15 protein-coding genes are annotated in these 17809 nt (G+C 60.0%); 9 read left to right on the top strand and 6 right to left on the bottom strand.

What is annotated here, in order from left to right:
* The first annotated feature begins 245 nt into the window (after positions 1 to 245).
* The 8 genes from glpD (at position 246) to JFT85_RS10220 (ending at position 9140) form a co-directional block, all read left to right on the top strand.
* Positions 246 to 1784 carry a glycerol-3-phosphate dehydrogenase gene (glpD, locus tag JFT85_RS10185; RefSeq protein ID WP_053254640.1) on the top strand — a complete coding sequence of 513 codons (1539 nt, stop codon included), beginning with the start codon at positions 246 to 248 and terminating at the stop codon, positions 1782 to 1784.
* Between the two features lie 315 nt (positions 1785 to 2099).
* Positions 2100 to 3026: a glutamate/aspartate ABC transporter substrate-binding protein gene (locus JFT85_RS10190; protein WP_053254639.1), complete on the top strand. Its 927-nt coding sequence runs from the start codon at positions 2100 to 2102 to the stop codon at positions 3024 to 3026.
* A gap of 194 nt (positions 3027 to 3220) precedes the next feature.
* Positions 3221 to 3967 carry an amino acid ABC transporter permease gene (locus JFT85_RS10195; RefSeq protein WP_053254638.1) on the top strand — a complete coding sequence of 249 codons (747 nt, stop codon included), beginning with the start codon at positions 3221 to 3223 and terminating at the stop codon, positions 3965 to 3967.
* Entirely contained in the window at positions 3967 to 4638 is a 672-nt protein-coding gene (locus JFT85_RS10200; RefSeq protein ID WP_053254637.1) for an amino acid ABC transporter permease, read from the top strand. Before JFT85_RS10195 ends, JFT85_RS10200 begins: the two co-directional genes overlap by 1 nt.
* A complete protein-coding gene (locus tag JFT85_RS10205; protein ID WP_042560754.1) occupies positions 4635 to 5369 on the top strand; it encodes an amino acid ABC transporter ATP-binding protein in 735 nt (244 codons plus the stop codon). The genes JFT85_RS10200 and JFT85_RS10205 overlap by 4 nt, the downstream gene beginning before the upstream one ends.
* 174 nt (positions 5370 to 5543) lie before the next feature.
* Positions 5544 to 7445 carry a sensor histidine kinase gene (locus JFT85_RS10210; RefSeq protein WP_053254636.1) on the top strand — a complete coding sequence of 634 codons (1902 nt, stop codon included), beginning with the start codon at positions 5544 to 5546 and terminating at the stop codon, positions 7443 to 7445.
* Entirely contained in the window at positions 7442 to 8791 is a 1350-nt protein-coding gene (locus JFT85_RS10215) for a sigma-54-dependent transcriptional regulator (RefSeq protein WP_053254635.1), read from the top strand. Before JFT85_RS10210 ends, JFT85_RS10215 begins: the two co-directional genes overlap by 4 nt.
* Positions 8792 to 8801: 10 nt before the next feature.
* Positions 8802 to 9140: a GlpM family protein gene (locus JFT85_RS10220; protein ID WP_201229794.1), complete on the top strand. Its 339-nt coding sequence runs from the start codon at positions 8802 to 8804 to the stop codon at positions 9138 to 9140.
* Positions 9141 to 9273: 133 nt separating this feature from the next.
* On the opposite strand, the gene JFT85_RS10225 is transcribed toward JFT85_RS10220, so the two are convergent.
* Genes JFT85_RS10225 through JFT85_RS10250 form a run of 6 tightly spaced genes read right to left on the bottom strand, consistent with a single transcriptional unit; the run spans position 9274 to position 16530 of the window.
* Positions 9274 to 10671, bottom strand: a complete 1398-nt coding sequence (locus JFT85_RS10225) for a sigma-54-dependent transcriptional regulator (RefSeq protein WP_053254633.1) — start codon at positions 10669 to 10671, stop codon at positions 9274 to 9276.
* Positions 10661 to 12439: a sensor histidine kinase gene (locus JFT85_RS10230; RefSeq protein WP_187601816.1), complete on the bottom strand. Its 1779-nt coding sequence runs from the start codon at positions 12437 to 12439 to the stop codon at positions 10661 to 10663. The genes JFT85_RS10225 and JFT85_RS10230 overlap by 11 nt, the downstream gene beginning before the upstream one ends.
* The gene (locus JFT85_RS10235; protein WP_201229796.1) at positions 12439 to 13563 is read right to left on the bottom strand and encodes a GNAT family N-acetyltransferase; all 1125 of its coding nucleotides are present in this window, start codon (positions 13561 to 13563) and stop codon (positions 12439 to 12441) included. The genes JFT85_RS10230 and JFT85_RS10235 overlap by 1 nt, the downstream gene beginning before the upstream one ends.
* A 15-nt stretch (positions 13564 to 13578) precedes the next feature.
* The gene (locus tag JFT85_RS10240; protein WP_053254630.1) at positions 13579 to 14445 is read right to left on the bottom strand and encodes an alpha/beta hydrolase; all 867 of its coding nucleotides are present in this window, start codon (positions 14443 to 14445) and stop codon (positions 13579 to 13581) included.
* Positions 14442 to 15836 (bottom strand): aspartate aminotransferase family protein, encoded by a 1395-nt coding sequence (locus tag JFT85_RS10245; protein ID WP_053254629.1) that lies wholly within the window; start codon positions 15834 to 15836, stop codon positions 14442 to 14444. The genes JFT85_RS10240 and JFT85_RS10245 overlap by 4 nt, the downstream gene beginning before the upstream one ends.
* A complete protein-coding gene (locus JFT85_RS10250; protein WP_053254628.1) occupies positions 15829 to 16530 on the bottom strand; it encodes an MtnX-like HAD-IB family phosphatase in 702 nt (233 codons plus the stop codon). Before JFT85_RS10250 ends, JFT85_RS10245 begins: the two co-directional genes overlap by 8 nt.
* A gap of 238 nt (positions 16531 to 16768) precedes the next feature.
* Between JFT85_RS10250 and JFT85_RS10255 the strand changes: the two genes are divergently transcribed.
* Positions 16769 to 17539: a MipA/OmpV family protein gene (locus JFT85_RS10255; RefSeq protein ID WP_073637239.1), complete on the top strand. Its 771-nt coding sequence runs from the start codon at positions 16769 to 16771 to the stop codon at positions 17537 to 17539.
* The last annotated feature ends 270 nt before the right edge of the window (positions 17540 to 17809 follow it).

Raw genomic sequence — 17809 nt, forward strand, 5'->3', positions numbered from 1 at the left:
TGACCGCATTCTCATGCTGGAACTCGGTCAGCTGTGGGAGCCGGGCTTGCCCGCGATAGCGTTAGATCCGACACCCCATCTCTTGAGCCTGCCCTAAGCTCATGTTCACAATTGTTCCTTTCCCCGCCCTTCGATGAGTTTTTTCAATCGAAGTCGGGTGGCTGTGCGCGCGTTTATCAGCTACCATTTTCGCAAATGAACATTAATGTTCGAATTCCAAGACGAATAAATCGCGAGGCCAGCCGATGAACCCTTCCACCTTGCCTGCTCCACCGCTTGCCGAAGTCTATGACGTTGCCGTAATCGGTGGCGGGATCAATGGCGTCGGCATTGCAGCAGACGCAGCCGGTCGCGGTTTGTCGGTATTCCTTTGTGAAAAGGACGACTTGGCCAGCCACACCTCTTCCGCCAGCAGCAAGCTGATCCACGGCGGCCTGCGCTACCTCGAACATTACGAATTCCGCCTGGTGCGCGAAGCCCTGGCAGAACGTGAAGTGCTGCTGGCCAAAGCGCCACACATCGTCAAGCAGATGCGCTTCGTGCTGCCGCACCGCCCGCACCTGCGTCCGGCGTGGATGATTCGCGCCGGCCTGTTCCTCTATGACCACCTGGGCAAGCGCGAAAAACTGGCCGGCTCTAAAAGCCTCAAGTTCGGCCCTGACAGCCCGCTGAAAAGCGAGATCACCAAAGGCTTCGAATACTCCGATTGCTGGGTCGACGACGCCCGTCTGGTCGTACTCAACGCCATGGCCGCGCGTGAAAAAGGTGCGCACATCCACACCCAGACCCGTTGCGTCAGCGCACACCGCAGCAACGGCATGTGGGAAATGAACATGGAACGCGCCGATGGCAGCCTGTTCTCGATCCGTGCTCGTGCACTGGTGAACGCCGCCGGCCCATGGGTCGCCAAGTTCATCAAGGAAGACCTGAAGCTGGATTCGCCCTACGGCATCCGCCTGATCCAGGGCAGCCACCTGATCGTGCCGAAACTGTACGAAGGCGCTCACGCGCACATCCTGCAGAACGAAGATCAGCGCATCGTCTTCACCATTCCGTACCTGAACCACCTGACCATCATCGGCACCACCGACCGTGAATACACCGGTGACCCGGCGAAAGTGGCGATCACTGAAGGTGAAACCGACTACATGCTCAACGTGGTGAATGCTCACTTCAAGAAGCAACTGAGCCGCGCCGACATCGTCCACACCTACTCCGGCGTGCGCCCACTGTGCAACGACGAGTCGGATAACCCGTCGGCCATCACCCGCGACTACACACTGTCGCTGTCGGGCGGCACGGGCGAAGCACCGATCCTTTCAGTGTTCGGCGGCAAGCTCACCACCTACCGCAAACTCGCTGAGTCGGCGATGGCACAGCTGGCGCCTTACTTCACGCAGATGCGCCCAAGCTGGACGGCCACCGCCAGCCTGCCTGGCGGCGAGAATATGACCACGCCAGAAGCGCTGGCCGAGGCGATTCGCGCCAAGTTCGACTGGGTGCCTAACGAGATCGCGCGCCGCTGGGCCACGACCTATGGCAGCCGCACCTGGCGCCTGCTGGAAGGCGTGCAATCCCTGGCCGACCTGGGCGACCACCTCGGCGGTGGCCTGTACACCCGCGAAGTCGATTACCTGTGTGCCGAAGAATGGGCGACTCAACCTCAGGACGTCCTGTGGCGCCGTACCAAGCTTGGCCTGTTCACCACCGCGCAAGAACAGGAAAACGTGCAACGTTACCTGTCCAAGGTTGAGCAGAACCGCACGAAGATTGAAGCCGCCTGATCCGCACCGCGTAAAAAAGCCCCTGCGCCGTATGGTCCAGGGGCTTTTTTATGCCGGTCGTGGCATTCGGTTTTCCGAACAGCACACCCCGCACCATTCGGTTTGCCGGACCTGATAGCCATAAATTGCCAGTAACACAAAGTTAATCTCTTTATAAATCAAACAGATAACCTTTTGTTTCAGGTATGGCACGACTCATGCTCTACACTCCCTGACGATTGCCTGAGGACGCTTCAGGAGCCGTTACGGGCATTCGCTGTACAAGAGAGCCGTTTAGCCGGCTTCATAAAAAAAACAAATGTCGAGGAAGTATTGATGCGCATCGTTCCCCATATCCTGGGCGCAGCTATCGCTGCTGCTCTGATCAGCACTCCAGTTTTCGCCGCCGAACTCACCGGCACACTGAAGAAAATCAACGACTCCGGCACCATCACTCTCGCTCACCGCGACAGCTCCATTCCGTTCTCCTACATCGCAGACGGTTCGGGCAAACCAGTGGGCTACTCCCACGACATTCAGTTGGCTATCGTCGAACAACTGAAAAAAGACCTGAACAAACCCGATCTGAAAACCAAGTACAACCTGGTGACCTCGCAAACCCGTATCCCGTTGATCCAGAACGGCACTGCGGACGTTGAGTGTGGTTCGACCACCAACAACGCCGAACGCGCCCAGCAAGTCGACTTCACCGTTAACATCTTCGAAATCGGCACCCGTCTGCTGGTCAAGAAAGACAAGGATGGCAAGCCGTCCTACGCTGACTTTGCCGACCTGAAAGGCAAAAACGTCGTGACCACCGCTGGTACCACCTCCGAGCGCATCATCAAAGCGATGAACGCCGACAAGCAGATGGGCATGAACGTCATCTCCGCCAAAGACCACGGCGAATCCTTCCAGATGCTGGAAAGCGGCCGCGCCGTAGCCTTCATGATGGACGACGCCCTGCTGGCCGGTGAAGAAGCCAAGGCCAAGAAGCCGGACGACTGGGTCATCACCGGTACGCCGCAGTCCTTTGAAGCCTACGCATGCATGGTGCGTAAAGACGACCCGGCCTTCAAGAAAGCCGTGGATGACGCCATCGTCGCCCTGTACAAATCCGGCGAAATCAACAAGATCTACAGCAAGTGGTTCGAAAGCCCGATCCCACCTAAAGGCCTGAACCTGAACTTCCCGATGAGTGAAAAGGTTAAGGAGCTGATCGCTAACCCAAGCGACAAACCAGCGCCTGACGTAAAAATCTGATTCCTGACTAACCTTATCTCCTGAGGGAGCCAACCCTCCCTCAGGCGTCTGTTACTACCTGCTGGCTTTAATGTGGAACACTCGACCTGGCGGTTTTCGAGCCGATCGTGTGTGCCTGACGTTCAACGTCGGGCGGGAAAGGATCTTCCCCAAGCGGGTGCTTGTACATCGATCGATTTCGAGGGGAGACCCTAATGAATTACAACTGGGACTGGGGCGTGTTCTTCAAGTCCACCGGCGTGGGCAGCGAGACCTATCTCGACTGGTACATCTCCGGTTTGGGCTGGACCATTGCCATCGCCGTCGTGGCATGGATTATCGCCTTGTTGCTGGGCTCCATTCTGGGGGTCATGCGCACTGTGCCAAACCGCCTCGTATCGGGCATCGCGACCTGCTACGTGGAACTGTTTCGTAACGTGCCGCTGCTGGTTCAGCTGTTTATCTGGTACTTCCTGATACCCGATATGCTCCCGCAAAACCTGCAGGACTGGTACAAACAAGACCTCAACCCGACCACCTCGGCTTACCTGAGCGTTGTCGTGTGCCTGGGCCTGTTCACCGCCGCCCGTGTGTGCGAACAGGTGCGTACCGGCATCCAGGCGCTGCCACGTGGCCAGGAAGCCGCCGCGCGTGCCATGGGCTTCAAGCTGCCACAGATCTACTGGAACGTGCTGCTGCCACAGGCCTACCGCATCATCATTCCGCCCCTTACCTCGGAATTCCTCAACGTGTTCAAGAACTCCTCCGTGGCGTCCTTGATCGGCCTGATGGAATTGCTGGCGCAAACCAAACAGACCGCCGAGTTCTCGGCCAACCTGTTTGAAGCCTTCACCCTGGCCACGCTGATCTACTTCACCTTGAACATGAGCCTGATGTTGCTGATGCGCCTGGTCGAGAAGAAAGTCGCCGTGCCCGGCCTGATCTCCGTGGGGGGTAAATAATGGACTTTGATTTCAGCGGCATCATCCCCGCCATCCCGGGCCTGTGGAACGGCATGGTCATGACCTTGCAGTTGATGGTCATGGGCGTGATCGGCGGCATCGCATTGGGCACCGTGCTCGCGCTGATGCGCCTGTCGTCCAACAAACTGCTGTCGCGCCTGGCCGGCGCCTACGTGAACTACTTCCGCTCGATCCCGCTGCTGTTGGTCATTACCTGGTTCTACCTGGCAGTGCCGTTCGTGCTGCGCTGGATCACCGGCGAAGACACCCCGATCGGGGCGTTCACCTCCTGCGTCGTGGCCTTCATGATGTTCGAAGCCGCGTACTTCTGTGAAATCGTACGGGCCGGCGTGCAGTCGATTCCCAAGGGCCAGATGGGCGCAGCCCAGGCAATGGGCATGACCTACGGCCAGACCATGCGTCTGATCATCCTGCCCCAGGCGTTCCGCAAGATGACCCCGTTGCTGCTGCAACAGTCGATCATCCTGTTCCAGGACACCTCGCTGGTTTACACCGTAGGCCTGGTGGACTTCCTCAACTCCGCCCGCTCCAACGGCGACATCATCGGCCGCTCCAACGAGTTCCTGATCTTCGCCGGTGTCGTCTACTTCATCATCAGCTTTTCCGCCTCGCTGCTGGTCAAGCGTCTGCAAAAAAGGTTTGCCGTATGATCTCTATCAAGAATATCAACAAGTGGTATGGCGACTTCCAGGTGCTGACCGATTGCAGCACCGAGGTTAAAAAAGGCGAAGTGATCGTGGTGTGCGGGCCATCGGGTTCGGGCAAATCCACCCTGATCAAATGCGTCAACGCGCTGGAACCGTTCCAGAAAGGCGACATCGTGGTCGACGGCACGTCGATCGCCGACCCGAAGACCAACCTGCCAAAACTGCGCTCACGCGTCGGCATGGTGTTCCAGCACTTCGAACTGTTCCCGCACCTGACCATCACCGAAAACCTGACCATCGCGCAGATCAAGGTGCTCGGCCGCAGCAAGGAAGAAGCCACCAAGAAAGGCCTGCAACTGCTTGAGCGCGTCGGCCTGTCGGCACACGCCCACAAGCACCCCGGCCAACTGTCCGGCGGCCAGCAACAGCGTGTGGCGATTGCCCGCGCGCTGGCCATGGACCCGATCGTCATGCTGTTCGACGAACCGACCTCCGCCCTCGACCCGGAAATGGTCAACGAAGTACTCGACGTGATGGTGCAACTGGCCCAGGAAGGCATGACCATGATGTGCGTGACCCACGAAATGGGCTTCGCCCGCAAAGTGGCCGACCGCGTGATCTTCATGGACGCCGGCAAGATCATCGAAGACTGCCCGAAAGAGGAATTCTTCGGCGATATCAGCGCCCGCTCCGAACGTGCGCAGCACTTCCTTGAGAAAATCCTGCAGCACTAAGCCCTACATTGCTGCCACTGCTGAAAAACAAGGCCAATGTGGGAGCGGGCTTGCTCGCGAATGCGCTGGATCAGTCGATACATTCAGCGACTGAGACACCGCATTCGCGAGCAAGCCCGCTCCCACACTGGACCGAGCAGACCGGCAAGCTCTGGTTGACCCAAGGCATCTGTGATGAAATGCGACCCCAACCAATTTCGCGCCGCACCGCCATCACTTGCCGTGAAACCACGCCTGATTCGCCAACTGTTCCTGCCGCCGTTGATCATCGCCCTGATGATCGGCTTGGGTTATATCGGCTTCTGGGTCAGTGAGTACTATGGCATCCGCACCCTCAGCGACAACGGCGAACGCCAGTTGGAGCTGCACGCCCGCACCGTCGAAAGCGAGCTGAGCAAATACACCTACCTGCCCAGCCTCCTGGAGCTGGAGTCGAGCGTCTCCAAGCTGCTGGCCGACCCGAACCAGGAAACCCGCAAAACGGTCAACGATTACCTCGAAGGCCTGAACCGACGCAGTCGCAGTCGGGCCATCTACGTGATGGACACTACCGGCCGCGTATTGGCCACCAGTAACTGGCGCGATGCCGACAGTTACCAAGGTGAAGACCTGTCCTTCCGTGCCTATTTCCAGAATGCCGTGCGCGGCCAGCCCGGCCGTTTCTATGGCATTGGCAGCACCAACGGCGAACCCGGCTACTACCTGGCCCATGGCCTGGAAGAGCACGGCAAGATCATTGGCGTCGCGGTGGTCAAAGTGCGCCTTGAAGCCCTGGAAGAACGCTGGCAGCGCGCGCGCCTCGAAGCCTTTGTGAGCGACGAGAACGGCATCATCATCCTCTCCAGCGACCCGGCCCGCCGCCTCAAGGCCGTGCGCCCGCTGAGCGATGACACCAAGGAACGCCTGGCGCACAGCCTGCAATATTACTGGGCGACGCTCAACGAGTTGGAGCCGCTGGCCCGCGAGCGCCTTAACGAAGGCACCGAGAAGCTGACCTTCCCCGCCAACAGCGAAGTGGTCAATGACGAGCATGAAGTCAGCTACCTGGCCCAGACCCGCCCGTTGAGTGATACACCGTGGAATTTCACCCTGCTGACCCCGCTCAACGACCTGCGGCGGGCCGCGATCAACCAGGGCATTCTGGTGGCCGTCGCGTTTGGCCTGGTCGCATTCCTGCTGATTGCCTGGAACGAGCGCCGCAAGGTTATCGCCACCCGCCTCGCTGCGCGCGAAGCCTTGCAGGAAGCCAACAGCCAGCTGGAACGTCGGATTGCCGAACGCACTGCCGACCTGCGCGCCAGCAACGAACGGCTCAAGGGCCAGATTCGCGAACGGCGCCAGGCCGAAGAGACCCTGCGCCACGCCCAGGATGAATTGGTCCAGGCCGGCAAACTCGCCGCCATCGGCCAGATGTCGACTAGCATTGCCCATGAGTTGAACCAGCCACTGGCGGCGCTGCGTACCCTGTCGGGCAACACCGTGCGCTTCCTGGAGCGTGGCGCGCTGGATACCGCCAGCGCCAACCTCAAGACCATCAACGAACTGATCGACCGCATGGGCCGCATCACCGCCAGCCTGCGCTCGTTTGCCCGGCGTGGCGATGACCAGGGCGAAGCCAACCTCGGCAAAGCCGTGGACGCCGCGTTCCAGGTACTGGGCGCCCGCCTCGATGGCCTGCCGTTGACCCTGCACCGCGACTTCAGCAACGCCCAATTGCAGATTGACCAGACACGCCTGGAGCAAATTCTGGTCAACCTGATCGGTAACGCCCTGGACGCGATGCAAGCGCAGCCCACGCCCGAACTGTGGCTGGACGGCCACAGCGCCGACGGCAAGTACCGCTTGCATGTGCGCGACAATGGCCATGGCATCGACCCCGAAACCCGCAAACATCTATTCGAACCGTTCTTCACCACCAAACCCGGCGAACAAGGCCTGGGGCTGGGCCTGACGCTTTCCGCCAGCCTCGCGGCGGCGACGGGCGGCACCCTTGCCGTGGAACACCCGGCCACGGGTGGTACGGCCTTTGTCTTGTGCCTGCCGCTGGCAGGCACCCAAAAAGCTGAGTCGACATGAATACAGACGCTACTGCCTCTAAAGACGACCTCACCGTTCTGATCGTCGAAGACGACCCCCATGTGCTGCTCGGCTGCCAGCAAGCCCTGGCGCTGGAAGACATTCCCAGTGTGGGCGTCGGCAGTGCCGAAGAGGCCCTCAAGCGCATCGGGGAAAACTTTGCCGGTATCGTCATCAGCGATATTCGCCTGCCGGGCATCGACGGCCTGGAGCTGTTGACCCGCCTCAAGGCCTTGGACAAAAGCCTGCCGGTGGTGCTGATCACCGGCCATGGCGATATCTCGATGGCCGTCGGTGCCATGCGCAACGGCGCCTATGACTTCATGGAGAAACCCTTCTCACCCGAGCGCCTGGTCGACGTGGCACGCCGCGCCCTGGAACAACGCGGGCTGGCGCGCGAGGTGTGGTCGCTGCGCCGCCAGCTGGCTGAGCGCGACTCCCTGGAAGGGCGCATCATCGGCCGCTCACCGGCGATGCAGACGCTGCGCGAGCTGATCGCCAACGTCGCCGACACCTCCGCCAACGTGTTGATCGAAGGTGAGACCGGCACCGGCAAGGAATTGGTCGCACGCTGCCTGCATGATTTCAGCCGGCGCCATTCCCACCAGTTCGTCGCCTTGAACTGCGGTGGCCTGCCGGAGAACCTGTTCGAAAGCGAGATTTTCGGCCACGAAGCCAACGCCTTTACCGGCGCCGGCAAACGCCGCATCGGCAAGATCGAGCACGCCCACGAAGGCACGCTGTTCCTCGATGAAGTGGAAAGCATGCCGATCAACCTGCAGATCAAATTACTGCGGGTGTTGCAGGAACGCACCCTCGAACGCCTCGGTTCGAACCAGAGCGTGGCGGTGGATTGCCGGGTGATCGCCGCGACCAAGTCCGACCTCGACGAGCTGAGCCGCGCCAGTCAGTTCCGCAGTGACCTTTACTACCGTCTCAACGTAGTGACCCTGGAGCTGCCGCCGCTGCGCGAACGCCGCGAAGACATCCTGCAATTGTTCGAACACTTCCTGCAGCAGTCGTCGCTGCGCTTTGATCGCAGCGTGCCGGAACTGGACAACCAGACGGTGTCGAGCCTGATGAGCCACGATTGGCCCGGCAACGTGCGGGAACTGCGCAACGTCGCCGAACGCTTCGCCCTGGGCTTGCCCGCCTTCAAGAAAAGCGGCAACGGCACCAGCAACCATGGCCTGGCCTTTACCGAGGCGGTCGAAGCCTTCGAACGCAACCTGCTCAATGACGCCCTGCAACGCAGCGGTGGCAACCTGACCCAAGCCAGCCAGGAGCTGGGAATGGCCAAGACCACCCTGTTCGACAAGGTCAAGAAATACGGGTTGAGCCACTAAGGAGCACAGTGTGGATCTGTTTTTGAAAGCCGCCCTGGGCGCGGCGGTGGTGTTGATCCTGGCTGCACTGGCCAAGACCAAGAACTATTACATCGCAGGGCTGGTGCCGCTGTTTCCGACCTTTGCGTTGATTGCGCATTACATCGTCGGCAAGGGCCGTTCGGTGGACGACCTGAAGACCACGATCCTGTTTGGGATGTGGTCGATCATTCCGTATTTTGTGTATTTGTCGACGCTGTATGTGATGGTCGACCGCATGCGCCTGGAGGCGTCACTCGCCGTGGCGGCGGTGGCGTGGTTGATGGCGGCGACGGTATTGGTGAGTGTGTGGGTGCGCGTCCACACCTGACCCAACTGGGTAAACATGTGGGAGCTGGCTTGCCTGCGATGGCGGTATGTCTGCACCAGATCTGATGACTGATACACCGCAATCGCAGGCAAGCCAGCTCCCACATTTAGAGCAATGATGTGTGCCTGGGAGATCAGCGCACGATCTTGTCGACCTGAATCCCCAGCTTCTTCAGCCGATACCAGAAACTTCTCTCGGAAATCCCGATCTTCGCCGCCGCCGCCGCCTGCACGCCGTTGCTCTCATTCAACGCCGCCATGATGTAGGTTTTCTCCACCTCAGCCAGCGCCGCATCCAGATCGGCAGGCACACCCGGTGTGTCACCAAGCAGCGCCGTGACACCGTCCTCGGCAGGCTTGGACGCAAACAGGTAAGCCGGCAGGTCGATGTCTTCGATCACCGGCTTGGCTGCCACGATGGTCGCCCGCTCCACACAGTTTTGCAGCTCGCGAATATTGCCCGGCCAGTGGTAAGCGGCCATGGCCTGCAACGCCTCGGGGCTGAAGCCGGTGATGCGTTTACCGGCGGTCGCGCTCAGGGTCTGGGCGAAGTGTCGGGCCAGGGGCACGATGTCTTCAGCGCGTTCGCGCAGGGCCGGCAATGGGATCGGGAACACGTTGAGGCGGTAATACAGGTCTTCACGAAACTCTTTATTGGCCACCGCATCCAGCAGGTTTTTGTTGGTGGCGGCGATTACCCGCACATCCACCTTGCGCTCGCGCGGGTCGCCCACCGGCTCGATCACTCGCTCCTGCAAGGCACGCAGAATCTTGGCCTGCAACGCCAGGGGCATATCGCCCACTTCATCCAAAAACAGCGTGCCCTTGTCGGCCTGCATAAAGCGCCCGACCCGATCCGCCACGGCGCCGGTAAACGCGCCTTTGCGATGGCCGAACATTTCGCTTTCGAGCAGCCCTTCGGGGATGGCCGCGCAGTTGACCGCCACGAACGGTTTGTCGGCACGGCTGCCGTGTTTGTGGATGGCACGGGCAACCATTTCCTTGCCGGTGCCGCTTTCGCCGGTCAGCAGGATGGTTGCGTTGCTGTCACGCACTGAATCGATGGCATGCAGCACCTCGCGAAACGCCGGGCTGTCGCCTACCAGGCTGTCAAACTGCGCATGATGGTCAAGCTCGGCGCGCAAGCGTGCGTTATCGCGCATGATGTCGCGAAACTGCAGGGCCTTGGCTACGGTGATGTCCAGCTCATCGATATCGAACGGCTTGGCAATATAGTCATAGGCGCCATTGCGCATCGACTGCACCGCGTTTTTCACCGTGCTGTAGGCGGTCATCACGATCACCGGCAGCTCAGGGAAACGCAGCTTGATCTCGGCCAACAGCGCCGGCCCGTCCATGCCCGGCATGCGCCAGTCGCTGATCACCAGGTCGATGTCTTCCTGTTCCAGCACCTTCAGCGCGTGCAGGCCGTTGCTTGCGGTGAATACCTGAATGCCGTTCTGGCTCAATGCCGACGACAGCAAGTCGCAGAGCTTGGGCTCGTCGTCGACTACCAATACGTTATGCGTCATGACCTTCCTCATCGTCGCCGTCGTCTTCACCGTGGGCCGGAATGTACAGGCTGAAGGTGGCGCCGGCATCTTTCTCACTGGCACATTCGATGCTGCCGTCGTGACTTTCCATGATCGAATAGACTTTGGCCAGGCCCAGGCCCGTGCCCGAGGCCTTGGTGGTGACGAACGGTGTGAAGATCCGCTCGATCATATCCGCCGGAATGCCCTGGCCGGTGTCGGCGATGCTAATCACCGTGTTGCCTCCCGCGCTGCGAATGCCCAAGGTCAGGCGCCCGCCGTCGGGCATCGCATCAATGGCGTTGAGAATCAGGTTGAGGCAGGCCTGCTTCAGCTGCTTGGCATCGGCATAGATAGTCGCGCCGGGGGCCTGATCATCGATTTTCGCATCAATGTTATGGGTCGCCAGCTCCGGGCTGCAGAAGCCAAGGATTTCTTCCACCACCGGACGCGCCGCCTGCAACACCCGCAGGGGCGGGTTGGGTTTGGCGAAGTCGAGAAACTCGGTGATCAGGTCGTTGATGCGGCTGACTTCGCTGATCACGTATTCCAGGTGGCGCTTGTCGGTTTCCGGCAGGTCGACGCGACGGTGCAGCAGCTGGGTGGCGGTCTTGATGATGCCCAACGGGTTGCGGATTTCGTGAGCCAGGCCCATCGCGACTTCGCCCAGCGCATGCAGCCGATCACGGCGGCGTAACTGGGCCTCAAGGTAGTGCAGCTCGCCCAGGCGCTCGGTCATGTGGTTGAAGGTGCTGCTCAACTGCGCCAGCTCATCGCCGCCGCTGACCAATACGCGATGTTCGTAATCGCCCGAGATCACCGCGTCGACGCCTTGGGACAAGTCCCGCAAAGGCTTGGTCAGGCGCCGTGACACCAGTACGCCGGCACCCAGGGACAACGCCGAACTCAGCAGGAATATCAGCACGAACAAATTGCTCTGATTCACCAGTCCAACCAGGCTGGTATGACGCAGCAGGCCGCTGAAGATCACGCCCTGCAAGTCGCCGGCGTCGTTGAAGATGGGCCAATACAGGCCGCTGTAACTATTGGTGAACTGCTCACTCGGCTGCTTGGTACTGCGCATAGCCGTTTCGACATTCTTCGGGATGCGCGAAGGGTGATTTTCAAAACGCTGAGTCGAGAATATCTCGGAAAAACCCGCGGGGTTGGCCAGGTACAGGCGCAGGTCAAGGGAGTGCACGTCGGCCACGCTGGTGAGGAAGCTGCTGTCCAGGTACGTGGCCACCAACAGCACGTAGTCGACGCCCTCTTGGGTGGTTTCGAACGTTGAGACCACCAGGCCCGTCGTCACGCCGGCCACCTGGATGGTTTGCAACACCGCGTTGCTGGTCAGGTTGATCTGCTTGACGACATCGTCAGGGGCCGTGCTGAACATGATCTTGTGGTCACTGACACGAATCAGCGAGACCACGTCGATATCGGTGGCCTCGGCGATATCGGCGGTGAGCCGGTCATGCTTGGCAGCTTGTTTGTTCAACGGCGGAGCCGTGTAGCGCAGGAACAGCTTGGCCATGCGCGCGTTGTCATGAAGGATGTCGCCGATCTCGTCCTTGACGATCTTGGTCGACTCTTGCAGCCAGATACGCACGTTGCTGTCGAATATCTGCGACAGCGTGGTCGCCGCCAACTCGGCAGCGATCATGGTCGGGATGACGCTGACCAGCCAGAACGCCAGCACCAGCTTGCGCTGGACGCTCCAGCGCGAAATGGCAAAGGGGCGGGCTTTCTGGCGGGTCTTGGTGATCATCAGGTTTCGCTTATCGCAGCAGCCATGGCAGGGTCGGATCGGTCCGGTCTTATATACATTTTAACGAGTTTGAGCAGGCCATTGAGCAGCCGGTTACGGTGGCGGAAGAACATGCTGTTGCCGCGGAACTCGCAACCCAGGCGCAGCTTACTGGCGTACCCCTCCTGACCGCACTCGTAAACCGGAATATTGTGTTGAATACAATAACCAACATTGGTCAGCCAACTTCTGAAATACAGGTTGTACTCCCGGCTGAACTCGCGGTCATGCCCGAAAAACTTGTCGATCAAACGGTGCTGGTCCAACAGGATCAGGTTGAACGCCACCAGGTGCTCGTCCACCCAATAAAGCGCACAAACCGCGCGCCCTTCCAACCGTTCAAGGATGCCGGTGAAGTAACTCGCCGGCAGGCGCTCGAACTGCAAGTCCGCGCGATTGAGCGTGTCTTCGTACAGGCGCATCACCTCAGGTAACACATCATCAATGTTGTGCCGCCACTCTACCCGCGGGCCCGGCGCACGCAGTTTGCGGCGCAAGTCCTTGCGGGTGGCCTTGCACAGCGAGCCCAGGTAGGCGTCCACTGAGCCGTAAGGCACCGTCAACAACCCGCTGGGCAAACTCGGCATGCTCTGAAAACCTGCCAGGCGGCAACTGTCAGCCCAGCACGGGTCGTTGGTCGGCACGTCCTTGACCGCCACCAGGCCAATCCCGAACGCGTTGGCGTCCTGGCGCGCAGCCTTCAGCAAGTGCTTGATCAACAACGGGCGCTGCGCCTCGGCAACATGGCTGGCCATGCCTGCGTCGCAACGCTCGGCCACCGGCGAGCCGATGGCATACAACTCCAGGCGCAAAACACCCGGCCACAGTCGCTCCAGGCGCTCGGTAAAGCGCTTGCCTGCACCCGACACCGTGGTGTCGAGGCGATAATAAGTGATGAACGCGGCGGCAACCGCCACCAGCGTTTCATCGTCGTAAACAGCCAGGTAACGCCACTTGAAATCATCGATAGCGGCGTTTTCCACAGCAACGTAAAAGTCCCAATCCTCCAGGGCCCCGGGAAAACAGTCGTTCCAGGCACTGCGCTGGATGGCCCGGATAGTCGAGAAGGCTTGGGCGGTGATCACGTCTTGTCCTTAAGCTTAGGCACGCTGTCGGTAGTCTTCGGACACCTGGGCAGTAGCGGCGTGTTGCTCGACAAACTCAGCGCTCAACTCAATCACCCGACGGTATTGCAGATCGACGGTGATCATGTGGTAACAGTTGTCCAGCAGGATCTTGGTGACGGGCCCGCCCAGGTGGCGCTCCACATAATCGGCGTTCCAGCGGCTGGTGATGTCGTCCTCGATGGAGTGCAACACCAGTGCCGGCACCTTGACCTCAGGCATGCGTTTCTTGACCACGGCATTCATCCGATGCAACTCGCGCACCGTGATGCCTTCCATGGTCAGCAAACCGGCCTCGCTGCTTTCGCCTTCCTTCATCTGACGCTCGACGATAGCCCGCAGGCGCTCGTTCTTGATGCCGTAAGGCGGCTTCTCTTCGAAGCGGCAGATGTGCACGCCGAATGGAATTTTCATCAGCAACGGCGTCAGGAACGCCAGCTTGTTGATACTCCAGCCGTCGTACTTCAAGGTCGTGGAATACATCAACAGCCCGGCGACTTGCCCAGGGTGCTCGGCAGCCACGTACATCGACATCACCGCGCCCATGGACAAGCCACCGACAAACACTTGCGCGTGGCGTTGCTTGACCTGGGCAAAGGTCTTGCGCACGCCTTCGTACCAATCCAGCCAACCGGTGGCCTGCAGGTCACTGTTGTCGCCGCAGTGCCCGGCCAGGGTCGGCACGTACACTGTGCAGTTACCCGCCTTGGCCAACCCTTTGGCAACTTGACGCAATTCCGTCGGGGTGCCGGTCAGGCCGTGGATCAACAGGATCCCGACCGGACCTTCACCGAGAACGAAGCCGGCATCACCTTCACCGAGGTCGATCTCGTAATGGCTCACCGCTGGGTCGCTCGCACCAGCAATTGCTCAAGCAACTTCAGGCCCAAGTCGATTTCCGGGTAGCTGATTTCCAGGGACGGTGCCAGGGTAATCACGTTTTTGTAATAGCCGCCCACGTCGAGGATCAAGCCGAGTTTCTGGCCATCCACAACCATGTCGCCCTTCATGCCTTCTTCGACCATGTAGTCCAGGGTCGCCTTGTCCGGCGTGAAACCATCCGGGCCGCAGATTTCGCAGCGCAGGGCCAGGCCCAGGCCGTCGACGTCGCCGATGATCGGGAAACGTTTCTGCAGGTCTTGCAGGCCTTCCAGGAAGTATTTGCCCTTGGCCATGACCATTGCGCCGTAATCGACTTCGCTGGTCATCTTGAACATTTCCAGGCCTACCGCCGTCCCCAGTGGGTTGGAGGCGAAGGTAGAGTGGGTCGAACCTGGCGGGAAGATCTTTGGGTTGATCAACTCTTCACGGGCCCAGATGCCGCCCAGTGGGTTCAGGCCGTTGGTCAGCGCCTTACCGAAGACGATCACGTCCGGCTGCACGTCAAAGTGCTCGATCGACCACAGTTTGCCGGTCCGGTAGAAGCCCATCTGGATTTCGTCGGACACCATCAGGATGCCGTGCTGATCCAGTACGTGCTTGAGTTCGCGGTAGAAGTTCATCGGCGGAATCACGTAGCCGCCGGTGCCCTGGATCGGTTCGACGTAGAACGCTGCGTATTCACTCTGGCCGACTTTCGGGTCCCAGACGCCGTTGTATTCGGTCTCGAACAGACGGGCGAATTGCTGCACGCAGTGGCTGCCGTATTCTTCCTTGGTCATGCCTTTAGGGCCGCGGAAGTGGTACGGGAACGGGATGAAGTTGGCGCGCTCGCCGAAGTGGCCGTAGCGACGACGGTAGCGGTAGCTAGAAGTGATCGACGAAGCGCCGAGGGTACGGCCGTGGTAGCCGCCTTCGAAGGCGAACATCAGGCTCTTGCCGTTGGTGGCGTTACGCACGACCTTCAGGGAGTCTTCGATGGATTGCGAACCACCGACGTTGAAGTGCACGCGACCGTCGAGGCCGAATTTCTTCTTGGCATCGACCGCGATCATTTCCGACAGCTCGATCTTGCCTTTGTGCAGGTACTGGCTGGCGATTTGCGGCAGGGTGTCGATCTGCTGTTTCAGCGCGTTGTTCAGGCGTGGGTTGGCGTAGCCGAAGTTAACGGCCGAGTACCACATTTGCAGGTCGAGGTAAGCCTGGTCTTCGGTGTCCCACACGTAGGAGCCTTCGCAACGGCTGAAAATACGCGGTGGCTCGATGTAGTGAACAGTGTCGCCGTAGGAGCAGTACTTGGCTTCTTTATCCAGAAGAATCTGGTCTTCGGCGGTGGCGATACGGATATCAGACATGGTGGAAGAGTTCCTGATTGTCAGCAGCAGTAAAGGTGGTGGCGTTGGCCGCGATGCCCTGGGGCAGCTTGGCCAGCAATGCGGGCAGTTCGGCAAAGGTGTCGAAGCGCGCATGGGGAATGTTGTTGGCTTCGCAGTATTTGGCGAGGCTGCCTTTGGCGAAGACGAAGTCGGCGGTAGAGGCCACGCACATGTCGGACTTGCCGTCGCCGATCACCAGCACGCGCTTGTTGCGCGGGGTGGATTTGCACTTGCAGTTGCCGGACGCGGCACGGCAGGCGTCGCTGGAATACGGGAAGTCGATGCGCCAGCTGTTCTGGTCGACCTGGCGCAGACGGTTGGCCAGGATCGGCAGCAAGGTCACGTAGTTACGCGACAGAATGCGCGCGATGCCTTGCTCGATGCCGTCGCTGACCACTTCGATGGTCGCGCCCTGGCCCATGACGTGATCGACGAAATCCGGGAAGTCCGGGTCGATCTCGACGCTGTCGAAATACGCCAACAGTTCAGCCGGTGTGGCCTTGATCAAGGCCAGTTGGCGGCTCAGGCATTCGCGGGAACCGATGTGCCCATCCAGCCATTCCTGTTCGATGGTTTCCCACTCAGGCCCGGCGAAGCGCTGGAGGACGTTGTCGATGACGTCGGTCGGGGTGATGGTCCCGTCGAAGTCGCACACGATATGCCACTGGATCATTGCCTGTCCTTGAAGTTGGAGGGCTTGAAGAGAACGCTCTATGCGCTTGCAACAGGGCTTTAGCAGGGACTGTGCCAACTGCTTAAAGCCCAGCAGGGCTGGGGTTTTGCTTGAGTCCCGTGGTTATATGTGTCGAGCAAGCTACAATTTTTGTAGCTTGCTACAAACAAGATGAGTGCTTGCGCCAGGGGTGCCCTTCGCGCGTGAATGCGCGTACGTTCAGATAAGGAAACGCTCGATGTACAAGGTTACTTCTGCTGTATTCGCCGGTTTGCTCGGGCTGTGGAGTTTTTCCAGCACGGTATTGGCGGACGGCATTACCGGTGAAGTCGGTGCAGGCATCAGTTATCAACCCCAAGACCCCACCGGCGGCCGTTACGAAACCCAGGCGATCCCCTATTTCGACCTGGACTGGGGCAGTGTCAGCCTCGGCTCTGATGACGGCTTGACCTGGAGCGCACTCAATACCAATGGCATCACCGCCGGGCCCTTCATCAATTACTTGCCTGGCCGTACGGCCAACGGCTCACTGCGCGGCTTGCGCGATGTGTCGGACATGGCTGAAGTCGGTGGTTTCATCCAATACGCCCCGGCCGAGTTCTGGCGCGTGTACGCGCAAGTCGGCCAGGCCGTAGGCGGCGCGCGTGATCAGGGCGGTGTGTTGGGCAAGGTCGGTGGCGAGCTGGGTTACCCGCTGGGTGACGGCATCATTGGCAGCACGGGCCTGATGGCGCACTTTGCCGATGCCCGCCAGACCCAGACCTTTTTCGGCGTAAACGACAAGGAATCCGCGGCCTCGGGCATTCGTGCCTATAACGCCAGCGCCGGTTTCCAGAACCTGACGCTGACCCAGAGTTTCGAGTTCCCCTTGGCTAACCACTGGTCGCTGCTGACCAGCGCCAGCTGGACGCACCTGGTCGGCTCGGCGGCGAACAGCACCATCGTCAAGGAAACCGGCAACGTGAACCAAGGCCAGGTGCAGACCGCGGTCAGCTACAAGTTTGACTGACGAGAGGCAGGCAGCTCCCCAGGATCAACAACACACTCAAGGCCGCCTGATCTGTGACACCAAGCTCGGTCAACACTGTGCCAGCAGCCGATAAGCTGACCTGCCCCACCGCCATCGCAGACAAGCCAGCCCCCACACGTATCTGTGCCTGACCAAAACCCTACACCCACCACCGTCCAAATGTGGGAGCGGGCTTGCTCGCGAAAGCGGTGTACCAGCAGCCGATAATCCAACTGCCCCACCGCATTCGCAGACAAGCCAGCCCCCACA

Source organism: Pseudomonas sp. TH04 (genome assembly GCF_016651355.1).
GTDB lineage: Bacteria > Pseudomonadota > Gammaproteobacteria > Pseudomonadales > Pseudomonadaceae > Aquipseudomonas > Aquipseudomonas fluorescens.